Source organism: Candidatus Enterococcus courvalinii (assembly GCF_017315945.1).
Taxonomy (GTDB): domain Bacteria; phylum Bacillota; class Bacilli; order Lactobacillales; family Enterococcaceae; genus Enterococcus_B; species Enterococcus_B courvalinii.
The window spans coordinates 25,333-49,237 of sequence record NZ_JAFLWI010000011.1; the positions used below are offsets into that span (position 1 = coordinate 25,333).

Genomic DNA, 23,905 nt, shown 5'->3' on the forward strand with positions numbered 1-23,905 from the left:
CCTAGACCTCCTTTTGCCAAGCAATTTTTCCGTCAACGAATGTCAACAAGGTTTCCCCTTTGACCGTCCAATCAACGAATGGTGTATTCTCACCTTTTGACAAGAAGTCTTCTTTCACAATTTTATACTCGTGTTCGATATCAAACACTGCAATATCTGCCGGCGCACCAATGGTTAGTGTACCAACGTTCAAGCTAAAAATTTCTGCCGGTTTAACCGCTAGCCATCCAATGACTTGTTCTAGTGTGAAAATACCAGTTTCAACAAAATGAGTATAAATCAACTGAAAGGCTATTTCGCTTCCAACGATTCCAAATGGCGATTTCAAGAAGCTTTGGCTCTTTTCCTCTAAACCATGCGGTGCATGGTCTGTGGCGATACAATCAATTGTTCCATCAAGTAATCCTTCAATCAACGCTTCGCGATCTTCACGCCCACGTAGAGGTGGATTCATTTTCCAAAAACCAAAATCTTCTGGAATATCTTCATCAATCAGAAGCAAATGGTGCGGCGAAACTTCAGCTGTTACATGAACACCTGCTTTTTTCGCATCGCGGATGATCCGAACACTTTCTTTGGTTGATACGTGACAGACGTGGTAATGGACACCTGTTTCTTCCGCTAAAATTAAATCTCTCGCAATTTGCGAAGATTCAGTTGCACTTAAAATTCCTGGTAAATCCAATTCTTTGGCTTTTTCGCCCGCATGCATGACGCCGCCAAATAGCAAGGACTCATCTTCAGTATGAGCAACCAGTGCTTTCTTATTTTTCGCAGCTTCTTTCATTGCTAGATACATCGTGCCTGCTGTCTGTACACCAACACCATCATTGGTGAACGCAAAGGCACCTGCGTCAATCAGCGCCTCTTGATCGACTAAAACTTCACTTCGTAGCTTTTCCGTAATTGGTGCATATTGCAAGACTTTCACCACTGCATCTCGCTTGATGATTTCATAAACTTGGCTTAGTTTTTCAGCTGTATCAGGGACAGGATCTAGGTTAGGCATTGCACACACTGTAGTAAATCCACCATGTGCTGCTGCTTTTGTTCCTGCTTCAATCGTTTCTTTATACGTAAAACCAGGCTCTCTTAAATGAACATGTACGTCTACAAGCCCCGGTGTGATGAGTTGTCCTTTCGCATCAAACACTTCATCAAATTCAGTCTCAGAAAATCCCGTACCAATTGCTTTGATTTTTCCTTCTTCAATCCAAATTTCTGCAGGTGTTGTTTCATTTTTTCGTGTAATGATTTGACCGTTTTTAATGAGTGTTTTCATGTCTTCGTCCTCCTACTTTTACGCTTTTCCGTTTAATACTGCCTCTAAAATTGCCATTCTGACAAATACACCATTGCTCATTTGTTGAACAATTCGTGACTGTAATCCCTCAACTAATGAATCGGCTAGTTCAACGTCACGATTGACGGGTGCTGGGTGCATGATGATTGCATGTTTTTGCATTTTCTTCGCACGCTCAACAGTTAAACCGTGTTCTTGGTGATAGCTTTCTTTTGAGAAACTTTCTTTTCCATCATGACGCTCATGCTGTACACGTAGCATCATCATGACATCTACTTGGTCGAGTAATTCATCCAATGGCAAGTAGTGCCCGTAAACTTCAAATTCATTGTCATACCATTCTTCTGGTCCAGAGAAGAAAACTTGTGCGCCTAGACGTTTCAACATTTGCATGTTTGATTTTGCGACACGTGAATGTGTGATGTCGCCAACGATGGCTACTTTCAATCCGTCAAAATGCCCAAATTCTTCATAAATCGTCATCAAATCTAGTAAGCATTGTGTTGGATGCTGACCACTACCATCCCCACCGTTGATAATCGAACATTGAATCGTTTTACTTTGAATCAAATCCTCATAATAGTTTTCATCTCCATGGCGGATGACTGCTACATCTACTCCTAATGCGGACATTGTCAAAACCGTATCGTAAAGTGTTTCTCCTTTTGAAACTGAGCTTGTGCTTGCTTCAAACTCGATTACTTCTAAACCAAGCTTTTTCTCAGCTACATCAAAACTTTTATGTGTTCTTGTACTATTTTCAAAAAATAAGTTAGTTGCAAAATATTGGCTCTTTTGTGGTGTCCATTTTGCCCCTTGTTTGAACTCTTGCCCGCGACGAATCAAGCCCATAACTTCTTGGTCTGTTAGTGCTTCAACGGTTAATAAATGTTTTAAACTGATACGTTCTGATTGGATGATCATGAATTTTCCTCCTAGTTTTCTTCGCTACGTGAAGTTTCTGGTAAGATAAGATTTAAAATGATACCAAGGACAGTTGCTAATGCCATTGCTGATAACGTGAATGTTCCTACTTGGAAGACTAAGCCTCCGATACCGACAACCAAGATGACTGCTGCAATCAATAAGTTTTTCTTTTTATCAAAATCTACTTTGTTTTCAATCAAGATTTTCATCCCACTAGCTGCGATAACTCCGAACAAGATAAAACTGATTCCTGAAATAACTGGCCCAGGGATGCTCAAGATCAAGGCACTCAGTTTTCCGACAAATCCTAAGATAACTGCGAAGAATGCTGCTCCGCCAATCACGAAGACGCTGTGCACTCGTGTGATGGCTAGTACGCCAATGTTTTCACCATAACTTGTAACTGGAGGGCCACCGACAAATGCCGCAACGATTTGCGCTAATCCGTCACCCATCAATGTTTTGTGTAAACCAGGCTCTTCAAAGAAGTTTCTGCGCGTTAATTTGTTCAGTACCATCAAGTGACCGATATGTTCTGTCATTGTTACAAATGCGATTGGCGCCATGGTTGTAATTGCGCCCAAATATAGTTTTGGTTCATACTGAACAAATGGAATTTCAAAGTTTGGTAAAGCAAACCATGCTGCATCTGCGATTGGTTGCGTGTCAACAATCCCAAAGAGTAAGGCAACAATGTAGCCACTTACGATTCCTAACAAGATTGGAATCAATCCAAGAAATCCACGTAAGAACATGTTGAAGAAAATCGTCAAACCTAACGTGATGAGCGCTACGGCAATGTATTTAAAATCGTAGTCGCCATTGTTGTACATTGCATTATTTGCGGCATTTGCTGCTAGCCCCAGCCCGATAACCATAATTACTGGCCCAACAACGATTGGTGGTAAGATTCGATCAAGCCATGCTGCACCGATTTTTTTGATAATCAAAGCAACAATCAGGTAAACTAACCCAGTGGTGATTGCTCCTTGCGCAATTGCTGGATAACCATCTGTTTTCATCAACATTTGCATCGCTGCAATGAAGGCGAAGCTACTTCCTAAGTAAGCTGGAATTTTCCCTTTCGTTGTAAACAAGTAAACCAATGTTCCTAACCCTGAACTGACTAACGCAATTCCCGGGTCGATTCCGACTAAAATCGGTACTAAAACTGTTGCACCAAACATCGTGAATAAATGCTGTAAACTTAAGCCAACCCAATGGCCTAATTTTGGACGGTCATGAATGTCTAATACGACACTATCATTATGAAATTCTTTTTTCTCTGACATATCTTTTCCCCTATTCTTCCTCTTTTAAAATCATGATGCGATCTTGTCCATCAAGCTCTTGCATCTCTACCAGAATTTCTTCTGCTTTTGATGTTGGAATATTTTTGCCGACATAGTCTGCGCGAATCGGTAGTTCGCGATGACCGCGATCAACCAGGACAGCTAATGAAATTTTTCTTGGACGACCTAAGTCCATAATGGCATCCATTGCTGCTCGAATCGTGCGACCGGTATAAAGTACGTCATCAATCAAGATAACTTCTTTTCCTTCTAAAGAAACTGGCACATCTGATGAATGTAATTCGGGTCCTTCTGCCAATTCTTTTTTGTCATCGCGATACAAAGTGATATCCAACTCACCAACTGGAACTTCGATGTCTTCCAATTGTTTTAATCGTTCGGCAATCCGAGCAGCAATATAAATCCCTCGTGTTTTGATTCCCACTAAAACGATATCTTCGATGCTGTGATTTCTTTCGATGATTTCATAAGTAATTCGTGTCAATGCTCGTTTCATTGTTACTTGATCGACTACTTCTTTGGTTTGCATGATGTTTCCCTCCATTTTTTTGCATAAAAAAACTCCTGCCCTAAGAGGACAGGAGGTATGTTTAGACTGATTGTACATGTTGGTACGTTCATAGATAGCTGATACAGTTACACTGTTAGCTATACTTTGTCATTGAGTATCTCTCATATAGCGCACCATATGGTCAATTACTCACACCCTTCTTAGCCTCACGGGACTAAACTTAAAGGACTATTATTTAATTTTCGTTTAAGCTTTTTCGTTGTTAATACTATACCGTTGCCAGCATAAAAAATCAATGACTTTTTCTTAATTTTTCTAAAGTTTTTTCAAACACTTCAGGAAGCGGTGCTTCAAAGACCATCTCTTGATCCGTAACAGGATGTGTGAACCCTAGCATTTGAGCATGGAGGAACTGACCATTTCCTGGTAAAGTTTTCTTCGGACCATATACAGGATCACCGGCCAAAGGAAAACCAATATATTGCATGTGCACACGAATTTGGTGTGTACGTCCTGTTTCTAATTTTAGCTCGACTAAAGTAAATCCTTCAAAGCGTTCCAGTACAGTAAAGTGAGTAACCGCAGATTTTCCATCTTCACGAACAGCTTGCATCTTACGATTAACTTTTGACCGACCAATCGGTGCATTGATTGTTCCCTTATCGTGTGAAATTTCACCATGAACCAACGCAACATACTTACGTAAAGAAGTTTTGTCTTTTAATTGTTTAGCCAAGGATTCATGTGCTTGGTCATTCTTAGCTACCATCAGCAAACCTGAAGTATCTTTGTCAATTCGATGGACGATCCCAGGACGAATCACACCGTTGATAGAAGACAAATCTTTGACATGATACATCAACGCATTCACCAAAGTTCCATGGCTGTGCCCAGCTGAAGGGTGGACCACCATACCTTGTGGTTTATTGATAACCGCCACATCTTCGTCCTCATAAACAATCGTTAACGGAATGTCTTCCGCGATGACATCTAACGTTTCTGGTTCAGGAATCGCTACAAAAAGTGCATCCTTTGCTTTCACCTTATAATTTGCTTTCACTGGTTGACCATTGACAGCAACCACACCTTCTTTTAACCAAAGTTGGATTTGAGAACGACTATAATCAGGAAATAATCCCGTTAAGACTTTGTCAATCCGTCCTGTTTCTTGTTCAATTGTTGCTCTTAATTCTGTCATTTTTTCACTTGATCCTTTTCATCTAAAATAATATATATCAATATGCAAATCACACCACAAACTAATGAAATATCTGCGACATTGAATATTGGAAAATTCATAAAATCTGTTTGGAACATATCTACTACATAACCTAAACGCACACGATCAATAAAGTTTCCAATCGCACCAGCTAAGATCAATGCCAAGCCAGTCATAAACCAACGGCTACCTGTCTGGCGATTTTTGATCATTAGATACATGATTGCTATAACAGCGACAATTGTCACCACAGTAAAGAACCACATCTTTCCTTCTAGCATACTCCACGCTGCTCCTGTATTCCGAATATGGTTCAGCGATAAAACACCAGGAATAAGTGATTGTGTCTCTCCTAATGCTAAGTTACTTGTAATCCACCATTTGACCCATTGATCTACCACAATCAAAACGCCACTAACTATCCAATATATAACTAACACACGATCAATCCTTTTCTACTTGTTTAAAAATATCTCTTGGTCGAATAATCCCTAATAGATTACCATCAGGGTTTCCATCTTTTGTAATCAATACTGCCTCTAGCGTTCCTTGCTCACGAAACATCAACTCGACTTCATAGATTTTCGTGTTCGCTGAAACAAATTGATAGTTCGTATATTTTCCATCGCCAATAATCAAATCTTTGGCTTGCTTCCGTGTTAAGTCAATCACACCTTGTTGACTTTCTTTGGCCAACCAAAATCCAATCGCTCGTAAAGTAATCAATGCTTCAAATTTTCCTTTATTATACAGTGGAAATTGTGAATAGCGTTTTTGAGCAATCGTCTCTAACAAATCAAGTAAAGGAATATTTTTATCAAAACCAGTCACTTTCTTCGCAAACTTTGGTAACACAGTAGCCGGACGGATCAATGCCTCCTCAATGACTTGAATCTTATCAACTGCCCAGTCATTTGGCTCTGCAATGACAAAATCTTCAGAAATTCTTTCGTGAACAATTGCGTTTCTTAATTGCGCCATTTGAAATAAATCTTCTTCATATTTACGCACCATCGACCCTTTTTTGCGAGCCAATCGGCGGACTAATTCGGTAAAGCCCATATTACGCGTGTTCCCCATTTCCTCACGCATCCATTTCTCAATACGATTGAAGCTACTTAAAAATACATCAGAGTTACTCATACTTACTAGTGTCCTCCTTGATGACATAAGCTTGGTTTTTAATGAAGAAAAAGAAGCCGATCATGCCAATCACAGCTACCAAGCTATAGAATAAATTACTGAAATAAATGGCACTCAAACTCGTGAAGAAAAAAAGTACCGGATACAACTGCAATAGAAGTAAGTTCATCGTAATAACATATGCATCTTTCGGCAATGCTATGTGATAAACTGGACTTTTTAACCAAAAAAACGAGGCTTGCATCGTTAGTGGAGCGGCTACCTCGACTTCCACACTGTCTTGCTGATTTAAGTAAATAGATTGTCCATTAATTTGTAGTCGAATGGCGCTTCCCATTCCATAAAAACCAGTTTTTCTGGTGAATTTTATTTTCATAATGCCCCTCCTATTATGCTTTAGTATAACTTAAAACACAACAATGAAAAAGAAAATACCTTAGATAAGGTTGTGGTTCCAAGCGTCTAGCTCCGACAAAATAATGAATAACTGACAAAAATAGCTTTCCATATTTTTAGACAGTTGTGAATTATTTCGAGGAGTTGCTTGGGAACACTGTGAATTAAGGTTGTGGTACAAAGCGTCTAGCTTCAAACAATAAGAATTCTTTTCTAAAAATAATCTCCTCATATTTTTATGTAAAGAGGACTTATTGTCGAAGAAGCTGCTTGGGGAACACCGTGAATAATGTAGGCGTTTATTTAGAGTAAGTTACTTCTTGAACACCAAGAATGCAAAAAGAAGGTATGACAAAACTTTTGTCATACCCCCCACTTTTTTGAATCATTCGTTGAATATTAAAACAAGCCGATGACTTCTCCTTGATTTGTTACGTCCATATTTAACGCTGCAGGTTTTTTTGGTAATCCCGGCATCGTCATCACATCACCCGTGAGTGCTACTAAAAAGCCAGCTCCCAATTTCGGAACAAATTCTCGAATCGTAATCGTAAAATCAGTTGGCGCTCCAAGCAACGTTGGATCATCTGAAAATGAATACTGCGTTTTTGCCATACAGACTGGTAAGTCACTCCACCCATTCTTTTCAAACTCTTCGATTTGTTTCTGTGCTTTTTTGCTAAATTGAACGCCTCGACCACCATAAATCTTTTTGACAATTATCTCCGCCTTTTCCGCAATCGTCGCAGTGGGTTGATACAACGGTTGATAGTCAGCTGTTTGTTCGGCAATTAGTTCTACTACGGCTTTCGCCAAATCCACACCACCAAGTGCTCCTTGTTCCCATACACTGACACGTTTAGCTAAGATACCTTGGTTTTCACATAACTCTTCTAGTAAAGTAAATTCCGCTTTCGTATCCGTAACAAACTCATTGATTGCCACAATCACAGGGATATCGTACAAACGCATATTTTCAATGTGGCGTTTCAAATTAACAAAACCAGCCTTCAAAGCAGATAAATCCTCTTCAAGTAATTCTGATTTTTTTCTGCCTCCGTGCATTTTTAACGCGCGAATCGTTGCAACAATTACAATTGCATCTGGTGCTTTCTTCAAATTAGGAACTTTGATATCAAGAAACTTCTCAGCCCCCAAATCAGCACCAAAGCCCGCTTCCGTAACCACATAATCAGCTAATTTTAAAGCTGTTTTAGTCGCTAAAATACTATTACATCCATGAGCAATATTGGCAAACGGCCCACCATGAATAAACGCAGGTGTTCCATAAATCGTTTGGACTAAGTTTGGTTTTAATGCATCTTTTAGAAGTAAAGCTAAGGCTCCTTCTACTTTTAAGTCACCTGCAGTGACAGGTTCCTTGTCAAAAGTATAACCAATAACGATACGCGCTAGTCGTGCTTTTAAGTCATCTAAGTCAGTTGCTAAACATAAGATCGCCATGATTTCACTAGCTACAGTAATATCAAAGCCATCTTCTCTCGGTACTCCTTGGATTGGTCCGCCTAAACCGACAATCACCTGACGCAACTCGCGATCATTTAAATCAACCACTCGTTTCCAAATCACACGTCTGGCATCAATCTGTAATTCATTTCCTTGATGGATATGGTTGTCTAAAAAGGCAGATAGTGCATTATTCGCACTTGTAATAGCGTGCATATCACCAGTAAAGTGTAGATTGATATCTTCCATTGGTAAAACTTGTGCGTAACCACCGCCAGCTGCCCCACCTTTAATCCCCATGACAGGTCCTAACGAAGGTTCTCTTAAAGCGATTGCTGCCTGTTTATTGATCTGATTTAATGCGTCTCCTAATCCAACTGTAACAGTTGACTTCCCTTCCCCCGCAGGAGTTGGATTAATTGACGTGACCAAAATTAGTTTGCCGTCCGGCTTTGTTTTTAGCTCCTCTATTGCCGAAAAATTTATTTTTGCTTTGTAATTTCCATACAACTCCAAGTCTTCATAGCCAAGATTCACTTTATCCGCTATCTCAACAATCGGTTTTAAGTCAGTTTCTTGTGAAATTTGTAAATCACTCTTCATCAAACTACCCCTTTATACGAACTTTAATTCAATTTGAACACTTTTTGTTAAGTTATTTTCATTATACACGTTTTCAATTGAAATAAAAAGATAGAATAGATATCTCTTTCATTTATTTGACGTACTTATAAATACTCTTTATAATGTGGCTATAGTAGATTTTAAGAAAGGTCGTGAGTGCTTTGACCCAAGGAATCGTGAAATGGTTTGACAATAAAAAAGGATACGGATTTATCAGTTATGATGAAACGGAGGAAATTTTTGTCCATTTTACCGCAATCGAGGAAGAAGGCTTTAAGAGTCTGGAAGAAAACCAAGCAGTGGAGTTTAAGATCATTGAAGGCAATCGCGGAACACAAGCAGCTCATGTTAAAAAATTAAGCTAATTGAAACCATTTATAAGTAAATCCACAAAATAAATGAATAACAAAGTCACAGTTGAGACATTTTTTGTCTCAACTTTTTTATTTTTTCAGCAAACTAAAAAGGAGTCGCAGACAAAAATCCTCAACTCCTTCTTCTCATTTGTTTATACGCACTATTTGATCCACTCTTCTATTTATCTTTTCGTGACTGCTTCACAAACACCTCTTGTGAAGTCCCCGTAAAATAATTACGAACGGACAATTGATCTTTTGCACGTAATAAATAGATTGTCGGCTCTAACTCATCTGCTAATTTTAATTCTAAACCATGATCATGTGGAGCTACCTTTTCGACTTGCTGTAACGTTAATTTTTTATCTTTCCAAAAAGCAGCATAGCGAATTTTGATTGAATTTTTTTCTAGTACAAATGAGCGACGCAACCCTAACAATAAAAACACAGCAAAAATGCCCATGACTACATTACTTTTCCAATACGGTCCCGTATTTTCAAGCGACAAAATCAAGCTGAAAAAGAAAATAATCAACGTCAATGACCAATAGATGATCGACTGTGCCAGTTCTGGCTGCCAGCGAATAATTTTTTTCATTGTCTAACCTCGCATGATAAGTAATAATGCTATAATCATATCATAACACTATTTTATTTTAAAAAGGAGAGATTCATGTTACGAGTATACATTGATGCCTCGACAAAAGGCAACCCTGGTCCAAGTGGTGGCGGCATCATAATTCTTGGAGAAAACCGCTATGAACAGCTAACTGTTCCTCTTTCTGATGGATCGAATCACGAAGCAGAATTCGAAGTCTTTTTAAAAACTTTAGAAATATTAAAGGAAAAGGCTTTGAACACTGAAACGATTTTTTGTTATTCAGATAGCAAAACCTTAGTTTCCACCATTGATAAAAATTTTACCACTAACGAATTATTTCAGCCCTACTTGTCAGCAATCCAAGCACTTCTTCCAGCATTCTCTTTGTTCCTTTTACAATGGATTCCTGAAAGTAAAAACAAAGGTGCCGATAACCTAGCGCGACAAGCATTGAAAAAACAGCTCAAACAAATAAAAAAATACACCGCAAACGATGAAGTTTAGTAAGCTTCATCGCTTGCGGTCTTTTAATAAACTTTTCATGTTTGCCAAAATAACTCCTCAAGCAACCTCTTCGGCAATACGTTTTACTTTATAGAAACAATGAAGCTATTTTTAGTTTTTACTCTCTTGCTTGCCGGAGTTAACCCCTTCTTTCATAACAAATAATTATGATCGAAAGTTATCTCAACCTGATATTTGCCAATTTTCTGCTTAACTTGCTCCCGAATGATTTCTTCCAATTTCTCATCAGAAAAATGGCATTGTTGAGGAACGACCACATCAAATTGCAAAATTTTCCCTTCTTTTATCACACGAAAATCATGGATTTTGAGTCCTTCTGCCGTAGTCGTAACGATTTCACGCAATGTTTGCAATACTGCCAAGTAACGTTCATTACTCACTGGAACAGGATCTAAATGACAAACCAAATCAACTGCTAAACGTTCTTTGAAATCCTTTTCGATTCGATCAACAATTCGATGTGCCTGATTCAAGTCTAAACTATCATCTACCTCAATATGAACAGATGCAAATCGTTTACTTGGACCATAGTTGTGTACTAACAAATCATGATACCCCAAAATTTGATCGTAATGATTTAGTGAATCTTCCATTTCTTCGATTTCCTCTGTTGTAGGTCGACTGCCCATCAATTCATAGACAAAGTCACGGACCATCATTCCACCGCTATACAGAATATATAATGCTAACGCAAACCCAATGTAGCCATCAATTCTCCACCCAGTCAACCACTCAACGCCTGCTGAAATCAAAACTGCTAACGTTGTGAATACGTCATTGTAACTATCTGTCGAAGTTGCACGCAAAGCATTCGAATCAATTTTTGCTGCAATTCGACTGTACATTTTTCCTTGAATGAACTTCAAACCAATTGAAAAAATCAAGACTAAAAAGACAACTGGAGTCAAAATAATATTTTCTGGATGAATAATTTTTTGAAAAGAAGACTCTAAAAACGTAAAGCCCACATAAGAAATAATAATTGACACAAATAAGCCACTAATATATTCAAACCGTTCATGGCCATACGGATGCTCTTTATCTGCTGGTTTAGCTGCAATCTTAAATCCAATCAAGGTCAGCACAGAGGAAGCTGTATCTGACAAACTGTTGATTGCATCTGCCATGATTGATACACTACCTGATAAGATTCCAATCATAAATTTAGAAACAAATAAAATCAAATTGGAAATCAAACCCAAAACGCCTGCTAAGATTCCTTGCTTCGTCCGTTCTTTACTCGTTGCTTTTTCTGTCGTTTGTTTTCTTGTCACACTCTTACTCCCTTATCTAAAAAGATATACTCTCAATTCAGCTTATTTATTCTGGTTTCAAAGGAGTTGCAGCAAAGAGTGCTTTAGCAAGCAGTGGCGTAATAACCCCTGCACCAATTGCTTCTGGAATACCATTAATTCCTGCAACTCCAATCAAAGTTTTAAATAAAAGTGATGTATCTACGCCATACGCATTGGCAGTCGCACTCGTATAAAAGATACCCATGAAACCTAAAACAAGTAAAGTATTCGTTAAGGAACCAAGTACTCCTGCAACAGCAGACCCCATTACCACAGATTGATTTTTGCGATAAATCCAATGAAAGACAACACCTGCTACCAAACCAACAAGCACCCGCGGCACCACTGAAATGATTGGATTCGTAAAGACTAACGTATCAAAGGGCGTTGTTGGCATGGCAAAAGCACGAACGATGGTTGCAATTCCCCAAAACAACCCAATCAGCATGCCATCTTTAGGCCCTAACACAACAGCTGCAACAATGACTGTAATATGAATGATTGTCAAACTGATAAACCCTAATGGAATAAAGCCCAGCCAAGGAACCATTGCTTGAACAATAATAATTGCCAATAAAACTGCGCGTAATACTAAACGGAATGTTTTATTTCTACTATTCATTTTAAACCCCACCTTTTTCTTCTCATCGTAAAAAGTTCTTGCGCATTCGTCAACTATTTACGTTTATCCTGAAATAGACACAAAAAAACAAGCGGACTTGGAATGACTATTTTCCAATAGCATCCCAAGTCTTGCTTATTTTTAAACGATAAATTTTAACAAATGATTATTGGTTAAGCAACCAATTTTTTGCTTCGGCTAATGCATCTGGAATACCTGCTGGATTCTTCCCTCCAGCTTGTGCCATGTCCGGACGTCCGCCGCCGCCACCGCCAACTTTTGGTGCGATTGCTTTGATCAGATCGCCAGCTTTTAGCCCAGCTTCATTTGCTTCTTTCGACATAGCAACTAATAAACTAACTTTTCCTTCTTGTTCATTTGCCAGAACAAGAATATCAGAGATTGCTTTTTGTTTCCATTGGTCTGCTAATTGACGTAATTGGTTCATATCTTTCACTTTTACTTGTGAAGCAATGAATGTCTTTCCAGCTACCGTTTCTGGATCTTTGAAAATGTCGCCAGCTTGTTGATTAGCTAGTTTACTTGCTAATTTTTCATTTTCTTTTTGTAATTCACGTAATTGTTGTTGTAATTGTTCTGCTTTTGCAACAACTTCTTTTAATTGAGGTGATTTGACAATTGCTGCGACTTCTTTTAATTGTTGTTCTTCACCTTCTAGTAGTTCGTAAGCTTCTTTACTTGTAACAGCTTCGATACGACGAACGCCTGCACCGATTCCTGATTCAGAAACAATTTTGAAAATACCAATGTCTTCTGTATTTGACACGTGTGTCCCACCACAAAGCTCGATTGACCATTCACCAATATTGACAACGCGGACTTCACGACCATATTTCTCACCGAACAAGGCCATTGCGCCCATATTTTTTGCTGTGTCAATATCTGTTTCGATTGTTTGAACTGGAATAGCTTCCCAAATTTTTTCATTAACGATTCGTTCCATTTGAGCTAGTTCATCTGCTGTGATTTGACCAAAATGAGTGAAGTCAAAACGCAAGTGTCCCGGTGCAACTAATGAACCTGCTTGGTTTGCATGTTCGCCTAAAGTTTCTTTCAACGCTTTATGCAATAAGTGAGTCGCTGTATGATTTTTAATGATTCGGTTACGCATTGGTTCGTTGATTGCTAAATGATAGATTGCGCCTTCTTGCATTGGTGATTTGACTGTTACTGTATGCATAAATTGACCATTTGGTGCTTTTTGAACATCTGTAACTGTTGCAACCACTTCTTGTGCATCATTTAAGATCCAACCTTGGTCAGCAACTTGTCCACCCATTTCTGCATAGAAAGGTGTTTCAGCAAAAATCATTTGAGCAACACCTTCTGTTACTTCACTTAATAATTCTTCGTCTTGAACGATTACCAGCAATTTGCTGTCTGCCTCAACTTCTGTATAACCAATAAATTTACTATCCACTTTGATATCTGTTAATAATGCGGATTGAACACCCATTGATTTTTCCGTGCTTCTTGCAGAACGGGCACGTTCTCTTTGTGCTTCCATTTCTTTTTCAAAACCAGCATGATCGACTTTCAACCCTTCATCTTCTGCTACTTCTTCTGTTAATTCTACTGGGAAGCCATAAGTATCATAAAGTTTAAAGATGTCTTTACCAGCTAAAGTCGTTCCGTTTGCTGCTTTTACCTCTTCAATCACTTGGTTTAAGATATCTAAACCTTCGTTGATTGTTTCATTAAAGCGTTCTTCTTCTGTACGAATTACTTTTTCAATAAATTCTTTTTGTTCTAAAACTTCTGGATAGTAGCTAACCATGATTTCCCCAACAACTGGAACTAATTTATACAAGAAAGCTTGATTGATTCCCAATTTTTTTCCATGCATAACAGCACGACGTAATAAACGACGTAAGACATAACCGCGTCCTTCATTTGAAGGTAGTGCACCATCACCAATTGCAAAAGATAATGCACGAATATGGTCAGCAATTACTTTATAAGAAATATCTGTTATTGGACTTTCACCATACTTCACTTGGTTACTTAATTTTTCAACAGCGTGAATAATTGGCATAAACAAATCTGTCTCAAAGTTAGTTGGTGCGTCTTGAACGATAGAAACCATACGTTCTAAGCCCATGCCCGTATCAATATTTTTATGTGGTAATGGTTCAAATGTGTTATCTGGTTTATGGTTAAATTCAGAAAATACCAAGTTCCAGATTTCTAAATAACGTTCATTTTCGCCACCAGGATAATTTTCTGGATCATCTTCGGCTAAATCGTTGTAAGATTCTCCACGGTCATAAAAGATTTCTGTATCGGGACCACAAGGACCGGCACCAATATCCCAGAAGTTATCTTCTACGTCGATGATGTGGTCCGTTGGTAAGCCTACTTCTTCGTGCCAAATACGTTTTGCTTCAGTATCTTTTGGATAGACCGTAACATATAACTTTTCAGGATCAAAAGCCATCCACTCAGGGCTTGTCAAAAATTCCCATGCCCAGTGGATTGCTTCTTCTTTGAAATAATCCCCGATAGAAAAGTTTCCTAGCATTTCAAACATCGTATGATGACGTGCAGTTTTTCCGACATTTTCAATATCATTTGTTCGAATTGATTTTTGTGCATTAGTGATTCTTGGATTTTCAGGAACAACTGAACCATCAAAATATTTTTTTAATGTCGCTACTCCTGAATTGATCCATAACAAAGTTGGATCGTTAACTGGTACTAATGAGGCACTTGGCTCGATCGTGTGTCCTTTTGATTGGAAAAAATCTAAAAACATTTGGCGAACTTGTGCGCTACTTAATTGTTTCATTCCATTACCTTCTCTCATTGTTTTTCAATACAAAAAAACACCATTACAGCCAAGGACGAAAACTCGCGGTACCACCTTGGTTGCAATGATGTTTGATCATTACCTCTTAAACTCGATAACGCTGAGTGGCGTTGATATTTCTATCAAAAGAAAAAAGGGAGCAATTTGATTGGCAACTATTCTTTTTTCAGCCTAGAAAGAATTTTCTGTGAGTCCCTAAAAACAAATCATGTCCTTTTTTGTACTTGTTAAGTATACGCACTTCACGATTGTCTGTCAATAAAGCTTTTCTATTTTGCCTCTTTTTGCTTTTCTTCGTTTGTGTTACGCTGAGTAAAAAAGTTGATTGAAGGAGAAACTTTACGCTTCGCTATGAAGTCTTTGTTTTAGAACAGAATATCCCACCTGAATGGGAATTTGATTTACTCGATACTAGTCAAAGAAATTATTTTTTACTTCTCGATGATCAAATCCCTGTTGCAACCTTACGTTATCAACTGAAAAACGAAACATGTTTTCAACCTGACCGTTTTTGTGTAGCAAAAGCCTACCGCAAACAAGGAATTGGACGCTCACTTTTGTTCAAAGCAGAACAAGTTGCCAAAAATAATGGCTGCCGTTTAAGCTATTTAGTCGCTGAGCTAACAGCACAGTCTTTTTATGAGGGTTGTGGGTATCGTTCCTGTACATCTCCTTTTGAAGAAGATGGCATTCTTTGTATCGGGATGGAAAAAATTTTATGATTAGCTAACTCAATAACAGTATAAACAAACTTAGACAAATCTAAAAAATCTGTTTGTCCTTAACGCTGATTTCAATATTAAAACCGCCTAAAATCAACGTTTTCAAAAAACGAATTTTAGACGGTTTTTTTCTTGAATATTTTTGTCCCAGAGACTCTTTTTTACGAATAAACGGTGTTCAAGAAGTAACTCCTTCCAAATAAGCCTAAATTTCACAAAAATTTGAGAAGTAATTTCTGAAAATTTATTCTTATTTATTGGAGTTGAACACTTCTTTCCCAACCTTTTTCTCGGTGTTCACAAAACAACTCCTCAAGATAGCTTGCATTCACTACAAAATATGAGAAGCTATTTCGAGTGTCTGCTCACTATCTAGTCGGAGCTGAGCGTTTTGAGCCACAACCTTTTTTCTCGGTGTTCCCCAAGCAACTTCTCGAAATAATTCATAACTGTCCAAAAACATAAATAGCTATTTTTGTCAGTTCTTCATTATTTTTTCGAAGCTGAACGCTTGGAGCCACAACCTTTTTATTTGTGTGAATTTTTTTTGTTTTTACGCGCTGTTCGTGACTGCTGACGACGTTCGATTTTACGTTCTTGTTTGTTCTTTTCAGCAATCGCCCAATCGATTTTCTTCTTGTATCCAGGTTTGATTTTTTTCTTTTTCTTTTTCACTAAACCAATCAAGGTTGGATCCAACGTGTCTTTTGATTTTTCACGTTTTGTTCGACGATTTCGGTCATAGGTTTTCACGATTTCACCGTCTTTGATTTCTTTTGGTTCAAATTTTACGCCTAAAGTTTCCAACATATCGATTGCTTGTTCATCACTTGGTGAATAAAGTGTGATTGCCGTTCCTTTAAGACCGTTTCTTCCTGTTCGACCGACGCGGTGAATGAAGAAATCTGTATCTTCAGGAATCTCTGCATTGATCACATGTGAGACCCCTTCAATGTCGATTCCACGTGCAGCAAGATCGGTTGCTACTACATATTGAAATTCTAGATCTTGCACTTGGCGCATGACACGTTTACGTTCACGAGGAGTAATACCACCATGGATTTTCGCAACTTTTAAGCCTTTTTTCTTCAAGTAATCTGCAATTTCATCAACATGTTGTTTCGTATTTGCAAATACAATCGCTAAATATGGATGACCAATTGTCAATAATTGATAGATCATTTTGTTTTTGTCTTTGCCTTTTGTCGACATCAACCAGTTTTCGATGTCTTCTGAAATAATTGCTTTTGGTTTGATCTCTTCGATAACAGGATTTTGCATATATTTACGTAAAAATGGGCGTAGTTTTTCTGGGATTGTTGCTGAGAATACTAAAAATTGAACTTTTTCAGGTAAACGACCTGCGATTTGATCGACTTCATTTAAGAATCCCATATCCAATGTCATATCTGCTTCATCTACAACAAATGCAAATGCTGTATGGATTTTTAACGCTTGCTCGTTCATCATATCTAGAATACGACCTGGTGTTCCAACCACGACATGCGGTTGTTGGTGACGTAAACGATCAAGTTGGCGTTGCTTATCCGTTCCACCAACAAAATTGCTGACACGAATTTCTGGCGCTGAAAACTGTGCAAGCTGATTAGCAGCTTTGTAAATTTGTGCAGCTAGCTCACGACTTGGGGCAGTAATGACTACTTGGACTTCTTCCTTTGTAGCATCAATTTTATTAAATAGTGGTAATAAAAATGTATGTGTTTTTCCAGAACCTGTTTGTGATTGACCAACAATATTTTTTCCTTTGGCAATCAGTGGAATCAATTTCTCTTGTACTTCCGTTGGTTGCACAAAGCCTTTTGCTGTCAATGCTTCGTTAATAAATGGTTGAAAGTTGAATTTATCAAAATTATTCATCTATGCACCTCTTCTCTTTAATTTTTCACGACTTTGGCATTATAACACAGCCCCATCATTTTTGCTCTCTTATTCTAAAACAAGCGACCGTTCTTTCTCTACCATCTTTTGTTAGAAATGCTTAGTTCATTTATTTTTGATCGTACTGATTGTATAGGTGTGGCTAGCTTTCTCATAAAACAAGACACTTTTTTTCCTGATGAATGAAAGCACAAGATTCAAGACGAAAATTCCTTGTGCAAACAACAAACCCATAAAAATAAAAACTGCAGTCATTTGTAATACACCCGTTGATTGATCCATAATTTGTTGTGAAAATTGGATTCCTCGACCTAATCCATAAAATAGGAAATAAAGATAGCCGTATCGAATCAACAATGCTTTGAACGAAATTCGTTCCTTTTGTTCTTCCACAACTTGAATACGTACAACTTTTTTTCCAAGTGTCTTGCCGTTAGTCACATACGTCAACACTATGAAGTACAAGAACACTTCTAAGAAAATCCACTCACCATTCGTTGTAACGACATCTTTTTTGAACATTAATTGTAGCAAAATGGAAATGACACTATCTACTATGCCCAAAAATACCCAATCAATCAAATAAGCAACCAATCTTCTTGTTAAGGAAACTTTCTGACCCTTCTCATAAGATACCTCATCCATTCTCGCTCTTGTTGGCAACATAAAGGTGAAGATTGGCGTCATAAGATAGCCCAGTGCTCCGCCTAACGTATTGTGAAGCAAATCATTGACATCAAACAAACGATAGGGTCTAGGGTAAATAAAATACAGTCCACTTAATTGTGTAAGCTCAAAAAACAAAGACAAACAAAAGCTAGCAATAATTGTTTTCACAAAAGATAATCTAAAATAATATCTGAGATAAATTCCAAAGGGTACGAGCAATAAAATGTTAAATACCGGCTCTAAAAAAACACTTTGTTTCATTGCAGCTAAGTAAGTGCTTGGATCATGAATGTTTAAAACCGTTTGACTCCAAAAATGGCGCCATGAAGCAAACAACTCTAACTCCATCTTAGGGCCTGTCATCTGCGCGACCGCTTCCCTTGCTGGTAACGGCAAAATAACTAAAAAGTACGCACACAATAGGTAAAATACAAAAGAATAGAGAATAATTCCTCGAGATAAGAGAAATGTGCCATATTTACGGTATTCATAAATAAAGAAGACCGAAGAAATTGCTAATGCTAAAAATGGAAATACTAATAACGCAAACCGAATTGGTTCAATATAACTTGCCATAACAGCCCACCACACTTTTTATAAATTTTCTTGATTTTCAATGTATATTTTATCAATCGCTTCAATACTTAAGCAAGTACGACGCTATTATTTCTCAATTCAACCAATTTGAAGTATCATAAATGGTATATGAGGAGGTGTCGAAGTGCTGAATTTCTACTTTGTCTTTGGAGTTCCGATTTTTTTATTCGCACTGTATTTAGGTTTTGCGTATCTACGCAAGAAAACCAAAATCCATTATCTAGGTTTTATTTTGTTGATTATTTCCGGCTTTATGTTCGTTTTCAACCTACAAACATGGCAACAAGCCGCCACCGAGATGCAGAACATTTCGTCACAAACACTTTCCGCACAAATTGGCTATCCAGTTTATCTAATCTGGGTACCGATCATTGTAGCTGGTTGCTTATTCCTCTTAAATCTGTTTCGTGGCTATCGTCGCTTAACAAGTTTTAAAAGGAAAAACACTTAGCTTTTTCCTAACATAAATACTACAACGACTGTTGTGGTATTTTGTTTTTACATACAAGTTTACATAATAAATAATTAGTTAACATTTTCCCGTTTGCTCAATGAGTCGCTTGTATTCTCCCACTCATGATAAAATTCTTTTAAAAAATCCCGCATAAATTGTTCACGACGTTGCGCTTCTGCTTTTCCATAAACAGTATTCATTTGCGCAGGCAATAAAAACAACTTTTCATAAAAATGATTGATAACGGTAGAACCTTTACGATAATCGGTTTTGTTCACATACGTTTGCGGCAGCATCTCAGGATCATGAATGGGGTGTCCATGTCCCCCTCCAAAATAGGCTGTTCGCAAAATCCCAATTGCGCCTAAAGCATCAAGCCGATCTGCATCTTGAACAATTTTTCCTTCAATCGTTAGTTCTTTCGCATTTTCTCCAAGACTTTTAGAAAAGGACATATTTTCAATAATAGCAAAAATTGCGGTGATTTGATGCTCGGTTAAATCAATTGCTTTTAAAAAAGTTACTAATTCTTTTTTCGCCTGTTCTTCATCAGACACGACCTTGTCATCAATCGTATCGTGAAGATAAGCTGCCGCCAAGGTGATTTCTCGATTAGCAGTTGGCTCCGTTGCTAAAATATCTGTTGCTAACTGAACAACTCGCTTCGTGTGATCTGCTCCATGACCTGTTTGATCGTTTTTCAATTGGTTAAAACTATATGCAGCTATCTTTTTTAATTTTTCGTCCATTGGTCTACTCCCTCACTTATTTTTCTCCTCATTTTTGACAAATTCATCCAACAGAAAAAGTCTGGAACAAATGAAGCAATGTTCCAGACTTCCAGTTTTAGTTTACTTGATATACATTGAAGTATAGGTCACGCATATATTCAATCAAATAATTAGGATTTAGTGATTCATTTGTAGCATCCTGAATCAACTGGTTTGGTTTTCTTGAAGCACCATATTGGTGAATATGTGTTTCCATCCACTTCTTGATTGGTGAATAATCATCTGAAGCTAAAACTTCATCAATCGACAACTCTTTTTCTAATGCATGTAATAGTTGCGCTGCATACATATATCCAAGAGCATATGAAGGAAAATAACCAAAGCTTGCACCTGACCAGTGAACATCTTGGAGAATTCCTTCGAGATCATTCGTTGGTCGTACACCTAAATATTCTTCGTATTTTTGATTCCAGACTTCTGGAAGTTCAGCAATTGCTAAATTTTCGTTGAAAATCATTTTTTCAATTTCGTAGCGAATAATAATATGCAGCGGATAAGTTAAGCTATCTGCTTCAATTCGGATCAAACTTGCTCGTGTACGCTTCAATGAACGATAAAAATCAGTAAATTCAATATCTGCAAATGTTCCTTCTGCACATTCTTGGAAGAAAGGATATTGTTTTTCCCAGAAGCTTCGATTGCTTCCGACAATAATTTCATTGAATAAAGATTGTGATTCATGGATGCCCATTGATGCACCTTGATACACGGGTGTATACGCATATTTATCGTCAATATCTTGTTCATACATTCCGTGGCCTGCTTCATGGATGACTCCAAAGACAGCCATTTGAAAATCATGTTCATTCCAACGAGTCGTGATTCGTGCATCGTTGGGATTGATTCCAGTCATAAATGGATGAATCGTATCATCTAAACGTCCTCGGCTAAAATCATAGCCTAATTGTTCAATAACACCCACAACGAAACGTTTTTGTTGTTCTTTCGTCATTTTTCGTGAAAGAAAACTGGTTTCAGGTTCTGTCCCTTTTTCACTGATTTCTTGACGAATAGACATGATTCCATCTTTTAATTGCGCAAATACTTTGTCTAGAATTTCAACAGTCATACCTGGTTCATACTGATTCAACAGCACATCATACGCCGTCTTTTCATCTTTCTGCCAATAAGGAATCAATTCTTTAGTCAACTCAATATTTTGTGTCAATGCCGATTCAAAATCAGCAAACTGTTTTGTTTCTCGTGATTTTTGCCATTGTCCATGTGCAGAAGAAATTGCTGCGCTATATTTTGTCATCAGTTCTTTAGGCACGTTATGTTCTAGTTCAAAGTCTTCTTTCACTTTTCGATACGCAGCTTGTCCTACTTCAGATAATTCATCTGGATGCTCGCCAAAATAAGCAAGTGCTTCCTCGATTTTAGGTCCTACTTTTTTTGCAAAGTAAAGACTGTACAAGTAACTATCAACAGCACTACGGTATTCACTGGCTTTTTCAGGCATCCCTGTCTGTGTATCCCAGTCCAAAATCCCTAATGCTTGTTGCAAGAGATTAATTTCTTTTAATTCTTGTAAAAATTCTGTTTCTTTCATCTGTCATTCCTCCAAAAATCCAAATTTAAAAACAAATCCTAGTCTTCTTTTTTCACACGTGGCGGACGTGTTCCCCAATACTGGAATAAATCGGTACGTAAAGCACCGTTATATAATTTACGTTTTTTCGTTGCTTTTTGTCCGTAATATTCTTCAAATGCTAAATCACTGGTCAAGATATATTTGCTCCACGTTTTCAGTGGTCTAAATACATCACCCATTTCTCGATACAGTTTACGAACTGTTTCTTCCTCACCTAACCGTTCTCCGTAGGGTGGATTAGCAACGATTACGCCATATTCCTTATCCGTTTTGAAATCTTTCAATGCTTGTTGCTTAAAGGTAATGGAATCTCCCAATCCAATTTCCTCGGCATTTGCTTTGGCGATTTCAATCATTCGTCCATTAATATCTGAACCAGTAATATCTAGTTCTACATCGTAATCAGCCTGTTCTTCTGCAGTAGCACGGACTTCTTCCATGATATTATTGTCAAACCATTCCCATGATTCACAAGCAAACTCACGATTAAATCCTGGTGCAATATTATGTCCAATCAAGGCTGCTTCGATACAAATAGTACCAGAACCGCACACAGGATCATAAAAAGGACGATCTTTACGCCAAGTTGTTAACGCTACTAATGCCGCAGCCATGTTTTCTTTTAATGGTGCGCCACCTTTTTCTAAACGATAACCGCGTTTAAATAGACTTGGTCCTGTTGTATCTAAAGTAATCAGCACATGGTCTTTCAACAAAGCAACTTCTAGTTGAAAATGAGCGCCTGTTTCCGTTAACGGCACAGAAGCTGGACGATGATAATACGTGCGCAAACGATCAACGATTGCTTTCTTAGTGATTGCTTGGCAATCTGGTGTACTATATAATTTTGATTTGATTGATTTTCCAGCAACTGGAAATTCTGCATCTAAAGGTAAAAAGTCCTCCCATGGCAAAGCTTTCACATTTTCAAATAATTCATCAAAGGTAAATGCGTCGAACTCCCCAACGACGATTTTGACACGGTCTGCTGTACGTAACCATAGGTTAGTTGTTGCGATTGTTTCCATTGTACCTTCAAAGCGAGCTCGCCCATTTTCTACTTGACAATCAATTCCCAAATCACGTAGTTCTTTTCCAACAAGAGCTTCTAAACCGCTTGCGGCAGTTGCTACAAGGTTAAATTTTCTATTTTTATCCATACTAGTCTCCTTATTTATAAAAAAAACCTTCACAACATCGTTGGAAGGTATTCCCTGATTATTGCGATTTTCTGTAAGCCATGTTTTGTCCTTTATTCCTCCAGGGAGAAGAAATAAAGGGGTAACCATCTATCTGCAGTTTACCTGCCCTTTTGCCTTGTTCTGATTCCTAGCAAAAAGCGCCCCTACCATTGTTTGGGTTGCTCGCTCGAGGGGTTTACCGCGTTCCACCGAATAAGTTTCCCGATTCGCTTCGTCACTGTGGCACTTTCAAGGATACTAAAGCATAGCCGAAGCCTTAGCTCGTTTTCCTGCCGTTACTCCTAAGAGTACCTTAGCTTATCTTTTCGCTAAGCACGAACACTACAGACATCACAGTCTGTGCGAGCATGGACTTTCCTCAGCCTGATCAAGTCAGACCGCGATTACCCGAAAACCGCAAAAAATTCATTAATTAAAATTGACGTGTTTTTTCGTTGTCATCACTTGCATCCGCATTTGTATAGTTGCCTGCATTAGGTTGTGCAGAAGCAGCTGGCGTTGCTTGGTCAAGTTTTTTTCCAAAAACCTCACGTTCAAGATTTGACAAACGTTTCAAGATATCAAAGTTTGTTACTGCCGTACTCTTAGGTGCTTCTGTTGGTTGCACACGAGTTTGTGTTCCTTGTGTTTTTGATAGCTGAGCAACTTTTGCACTCAAACGATCATTTTCTTCTTGTAAAGCAAGGAGTTCTTTGCTGTATGCTTCATAATCTTTAATGATATTGTCCAAAAATTCGTCAACTTCAATTGGATCATATCCACGCATTTTGGTTTTGAATTCTTGTTGTAAAATGTCTTTTGGACTATAAATCAAATTCGCCATATTTACACCTCTATTTAATTCT

Annotated in this window: 22 protein-coding genes, 1 other RNA gene and 1 pseudogene; 4 read left to right on the forward strand and 20 right to left on the reverse strand. The window is 38.0% G+C overall.

Annotated features, from left to right (window positions below; translation table 11 throughout):
- Window position 1 precedes the first annotated feature (1 nt).
- From pyrC to JZO71_RS08415, 9 genes are all read right to left on the reverse strand, one after another.
- On the reverse strand, window positions 2-1,282 hold the full coding sequence (gene pyrC / locus JZO71_RS08375; RefSeq protein WP_206899043.1) for a dihydroorotase: 1,281 nt from the start codon (window positions 1,280-1,282) through the stop codon (window positions 2-4).
- Between the two features lie 18 nt (window positions 1,283-1,300).
- On the reverse strand, window positions 1,301-2,227 hold the full coding sequence (locus JZO71_RS08380; protein ID WP_067482255.1) for an aspartate carbamoyltransferase catalytic subunit: 927 nt from the start codon (window positions 2,225-2,227) through the stop codon (window positions 1,301-1,303).
- 11 nt (window positions 2,228-2,238) lie between these two features.
- Window positions 2,239-3,522 carry a solute carrier family 23 protein gene (locus JZO71_RS08385; protein ID WP_206899044.1) on the reverse strand — a complete coding sequence of 428 codons (1,284 nt, stop codon included), beginning with the start codon at window positions 3,520-3,522 and terminating at the stop codon, window positions 2,239-2,241.
- A 10-nt stretch (window positions 3,523-3,532) separates the two neighbouring features.
- Window positions 3,533-4,072, reverse strand: a complete 540-nt coding sequence (gene pyrR, locus JZO71_RS08390; RefSeq protein ID WP_067482259.1) for a bifunctional pyr operon transcriptional regulator/uracil phosphoribosyltransferase PyrR — start codon at window positions 4,070-4,072, stop codon at window positions 3,533-3,535.
- A gap of 274 nt (window positions 4,073-4,346) precedes the next feature.
- Window positions 4,347-5,252 carry an RluA family pseudouridine synthase gene (locus tag JZO71_RS08395; RefSeq protein ID WP_206899045.1) on the reverse strand — a complete coding sequence of 302 codons (906 nt, stop codon included), beginning with the start codon at window positions 5,250-5,252 and terminating at the stop codon, window positions 4,347-4,349.
- Entirely contained in the window at window positions 5,249-5,713 is a 465-nt protein-coding gene (gene lspA, locus JZO71_RS08400; RefSeq protein WP_206899046.1) for a signal peptidase II, read from the reverse strand. Before lspA ends, JZO71_RS08395 begins: the two co-directional genes overlap by 4 nt.
- A 4-nt stretch (window positions 5,714-5,717) precedes the next feature.
- Window positions 5,718-6,416 (reverse strand): CBS domain-containing protein, encoded by a 699-nt coding sequence (locus tag JZO71_RS08405; protein ID WP_206899047.1) that lies wholly within the window; start codon window positions 6,414-6,416, stop codon window positions 5,718-5,720.
- Window positions 6,409-6,792 (reverse strand): hypothetical protein, encoded by a 384-nt coding sequence (locus tag JZO71_RS08410; RefSeq protein ID WP_206899048.1) that lies wholly within the window; start codon window positions 6,790-6,792, stop codon window positions 6,409-6,411. Before JZO71_RS08410 ends, JZO71_RS08405 begins: the two co-directional genes overlap by 8 nt.
- 419 nt (window positions 6,793-7,211) lie before the next feature.
- Window positions 7,212-8,882, reverse strand: a complete 1,671-nt coding sequence (locus JZO71_RS08415; RefSeq protein WP_206899049.1) for a formate--tetrahydrofolate ligase — start codon at window positions 8,880-8,882, stop codon at window positions 7,212-7,214.
- Window positions 8,883-9,064: 182 nt separating this feature from the next.
- Between JZO71_RS08415 and JZO71_RS08420 the strand changes: the two genes are divergently transcribed.
- Window positions 9,065-9,268 carry a cold-shock protein gene (locus tag JZO71_RS08420; RefSeq protein WP_206899050.1) on the forward strand — a complete coding sequence of 68 codons (204 nt, stop codon included), beginning with the start codon at window positions 9,065-9,067 and terminating at the stop codon, window positions 9,266-9,268.
- Between the two features lie 169 nt (window positions 9,269-9,437).
- Here the strand turns inward: JZO71_RS08420 and JZO71_RS08425 are convergent, their stop codons facing one another.
- Window positions 9,438-9,857, reverse strand: a complete 420-nt coding sequence (locus tag JZO71_RS08425; RefSeq protein ID WP_206899051.1) for an EbsA family protein — start codon at window positions 9,855-9,857, stop codon at window positions 9,438-9,440.
- 75 nt (window positions 9,858-9,932) lie between these two features.
- Between JZO71_RS08425 and JZO71_RS08430 the strand changes: the two genes are divergently transcribed.
- Window positions 9,933-10,364 (forward strand): ribonuclease HI family protein, encoded by a 432-nt coding sequence (locus JZO71_RS08430; protein WP_206899052.1) that lies wholly within the window; start codon window positions 9,933-9,935, stop codon window positions 10,362-10,364.
- 152 nt (window positions 10,365-10,516) lie between these two features.
- Here JZO71_RS08430 and JZO71_RS08435 read toward each other — a convergent pair whose 3' ends face one another.
- The 3 genes from JZO71_RS08435 to alaS form a co-directional block, all read right to left on the reverse strand.
- Window positions 10,517-11,659 (reverse strand): cation diffusion facilitator family transporter, encoded by a 1,143-nt coding sequence (locus tag JZO71_RS08435; RefSeq protein ID WP_206899053.1) that lies wholly within the window; start codon window positions 11,657-11,659, stop codon window positions 10,517-10,519.
- Window positions 11,660-11,705: 46 nt separating this feature from the next.
- On the reverse strand, window positions 11,706-12,302 hold the full coding sequence (locus tag JZO71_RS08440; RefSeq protein ID WP_206899054.1) for an ECF transporter S component: 597 nt from the start codon (window positions 12,300-12,302) through the stop codon (window positions 11,706-11,708).
- 166 nt (window positions 12,303-12,468) lie between these two features.
- Window positions 12,469-15,111 (reverse strand): alanine--tRNA ligase, encoded by a 2,643-nt coding sequence (gene alaS / locus JZO71_RS08445; protein ID WP_206899055.1) that lies wholly within the window; start codon window positions 15,109-15,111, stop codon window positions 12,469-12,471.
- A gap of 365 nt (window positions 15,112-15,476) precedes the next feature.
- On the opposite strand from alaS, the pseudogene JZO71_RS08450 reads away from it, so the two are divergent.
- Window positions 15,477-15,854: pseudogene (locus JZO71_RS08450) on the forward strand (GNAT family N-acetyltransferase); the annotation flags it as partial.
- 528 nt (window positions 15,855-16,382) lie between these two features.
- Here JZO71_RS08450 and JZO71_RS08455 read toward each other — a convergent pair.
- Window positions 16,383-17,732, reverse strand: a complete 1,350-nt coding sequence (locus tag JZO71_RS08455; RefSeq protein WP_206899056.1) for a DEAD/DEAH box helicase — start codon at window positions 17,730-17,732, stop codon at window positions 16,383-16,385.
- Window positions 17,733-17,858: 126 nt separating this feature from the next.
- Window positions 17,859-18,998 carry a VanZ family protein gene (locus JZO71_RS08460; RefSeq protein WP_206899057.1) on the reverse strand — a complete coding sequence of 380 codons (1,140 nt, stop codon included), beginning with the start codon at window positions 18,996-18,998 and terminating at the stop codon, window positions 17,859-17,861.
- Window positions 18,999-19,143: 145 nt separating this feature from the next.
- Here JZO71_RS08460 and JZO71_RS08465 point away from each other — a divergent pair, with 145 nt between their 5' ends.
- Window positions 19,144-19,470 carry a hypothetical protein gene (locus JZO71_RS08465; protein ID WP_206899058.1) on the forward strand — a complete coding sequence of 109 codons (327 nt, stop codon included), beginning with the start codon at window positions 19,144-19,146 and terminating at the stop codon, window positions 19,468-19,470.
- A gap of 74 nt (window positions 19,471-19,544) precedes the next feature.
- Here the strand turns inward: JZO71_RS08465 and JZO71_RS08470 are convergent, their stop codons facing one another.
- The 5 genes from JZO71_RS08470 to gpsB all read right to left on the reverse strand — a co-directional run bounded on the left by JZO71_RS08470 (window position 19,545) and on the right by gpsB (window position 23,883).
- Window positions 19,545-20,222, reverse strand: a complete 678-nt coding sequence (locus JZO71_RS08470; RefSeq protein WP_206899059.1) for an HD domain-containing protein — start codon at window positions 20,220-20,222, stop codon at window positions 19,545-19,547.
- 97 nt (window positions 20,223-20,319) lie between these two features.
- Window positions 20,320-21,816, reverse strand: a complete 1,497-nt coding sequence (locus tag JZO71_RS08475) for a carboxypeptidase M32 (RefSeq protein WP_206899060.1) — start codon at window positions 21,814-21,816, stop codon at window positions 20,320-20,322.
- A gap of 38 nt (window positions 21,817-21,854) precedes the next feature.
- Entirely contained in the window at window positions 21,855-23,018 is a 1,164-nt protein-coding gene (locus JZO71_RS08480; protein ID WP_206899061.1) for a THUMP domain-containing class I SAM-dependent RNA methyltransferase, read from the reverse strand.
- A 69-nt stretch (window positions 23,019-23,087) separates the two neighbouring features.
- An RNA gene (gene rnpB / locus JZO71_RS08485) (RNase P RNA component class B) lies at window positions 23,088-23,455 on the reverse strand.
- Between the two features lie 17 nt (window positions 23,456-23,472).
- Window positions 23,473-23,883, reverse strand: coding sequence for a cell division regulator GpsB (gpsB, locus tag JZO71_RS08490; RefSeq protein ID WP_067482295.1), 411 nt, complete (start codon window positions 23,881-23,883; stop codon window positions 23,473-23,475).
- Window positions 23,884-23,905: the final 22 nt, after the last annotated feature.

Bases quoted from the DNA above. Each gene is read 5' to 3' on its own strand.
- JZO71_RS08460 (WP_206899057.1), bottom strand. From the start codon at position 18,998: ATGGCAAGTTATATTGAACCAATTCGGTTTGCGTTATTAGTATTTCCA.
- pyrC (WP_206899043.1), bottom strand. From the start codon at position 1,282: ATGAAAACACTCATTAAAAACGGTCAAATCATTACACGAAAAAATGAA.
- JZO71_RS08470 (WP_206899059.1), bottom strand. From the start codon at position 20,222: ATGGACGAAAAATTAAAAAAGATAGCTGCATATAGTTTTAACCAATTG.
- alaS (WP_206899055.1), bottom strand. From the start codon at position 15,111: ATGAAACAATTAAGTAGCGCACAAGTTCGCCAAATGTTTTTAGATTTT.
- pyrR (WP_067482259.1), bottom strand. From the start codon at position 4,072: ATGCAAACCAAAGAAGTAGTCGATCAAGTAACAATGAAACGAGCATTG.
- JZO71_RS08380 (WP_067482255.1), bottom strand. From the start codon at position 2,227: ATGATCATCCAATCAGAACGTATCAGTTTAAAACATTTATTAACCGTT.
- JZO71_RS08385 (WP_206899044.1), bottom strand. From the start codon at position 3,522: ATGTCAGAGAAAAAAGAATTTCATAATGATAGTGTCGTATTAGACATT.
- JZO71_RS08475 (WP_206899060.1), bottom strand. From the start codon at position 21,816: ATGAAAGAAACAGAATTTTTACAAGAATTAAAAGAAATTAATCTCTTG.
- JZO71_RS08430 (WP_206899052.1), top strand. From the start codon at position 9,933: ATGTTACGAGTATACATTGATGCCTCGACAAAAGGCAACCCTGGTCCA.
- JZO71_RS08410 (WP_206899048.1), bottom strand. From the start codon at position 6,792: ATGAAAATAAAATTCACCAGAAAAACTGGTTTTTATGGAATGGGAAGC.
- JZO71_RS08440 (WP_206899054.1), bottom strand. From the start codon at position 12,302: ATGAATAGTAGAAATAAAACATTCCGTTTAGTATTACGCGCAGTTTTA.
- JZO71_RS08395 (WP_206899045.1), bottom strand. From the start codon at position 5,252: ATGACAGAATTAAGAGCAACAATTGAACAAGAAACAGGACGGATTGAC.
- gpsB (WP_067482295.1), bottom strand. From the start codon at position 23,883: ATGGCGAATTTGATTTATAGTCCAAAAGACATTTTACAACAAGAATTC.
- JZO71_RS08480 (WP_206899061.1), bottom strand. From the start codon at position 23,018: ATGGATAAAAATAGAAAATTTAACCTTGTAGCAACTGCCGCAAGCGGT.
- JZO71_RS08405 (WP_206899047.1), bottom strand. From the start codon at position 6,416: ATGAGTAACTCTGATGTATTTTTAAGTAGCTTCAATCGTATTGAGAAA.
- JZO71_RS08425 (WP_206899051.1), bottom strand. From the start codon at position 9,857: ATGAAAAAAATTATTCGCTGGCAGCCAGAACTGGCACAGTCGATCATC.
- JZO71_RS08415 (WP_206899049.1), bottom strand. From the start codon at position 8,882: ATGAAGAGTGATTTACAAATTTCACAAGAAACTGACTTAAAACCGATT.
- JZO71_RS08455 (WP_206899056.1), bottom strand. From the start codon at position 17,732: ATGAATAATTTTGATAAATTCAACTTTCAACCATTTATTAACGAAGCA.